Source organism: Polaromonas sp. UBA4122, assembly GCA_002381615.1.
In the GTDB taxonomy this organism is placed as follows: Bacteria; Pseudomonadota; Gammaproteobacteria; order Burkholderiales; family Burkholderiaceae_C; genus Polaromonas.
This window is the reverse complement of sequence record DFWY01000033.1, coordinates 2,551-2,839: the sequence shown is the minus strand read 5'-3', so window position 1 is coordinate 2,839 and position 289 is coordinate 2,551. Positions and strand designations below refer to the sequence as shown.

Sequence of the window (289 nt, the reverse complement as noted above, 5' to 3'; positions counted from 1 at the left end):
GACATGCCGCCGGGCACCGGCGATATCCAGCTCACGCTGAGCCAGCGCGTGCCCATGACGGGCGCCGTGATTGTCACCACGCCGCAGGACATTGCGCTGCTTGATGCCAAAAAAGGCATCAAGATGTTCGAGAAGGTCGGCGTGCCCATCCTCGGTATTGTCGAAAACATGGCAGTTCACGTGTGCAGCCAGTGTGGCCACACCGAACACATCTTTGGCGCCGACGGCGGCAAAAAGATGGCCGCCGAGTACGGTATGGATTACCTGGGTGCGCTGCCGCTGGACATGC

Annotated in this window: 1 protein-coding gene; it reads left to right on the top strand. The window is 60.9% G+C overall.

The genetic code is table 11. From position 1 onward, the window contains the following. The coding region (locus B3F77_RS04430) for a P-loop NTPase (protein ID WP_293603788.1) at nt 1-289 on the top strand (289 nt) is incomplete at both ends.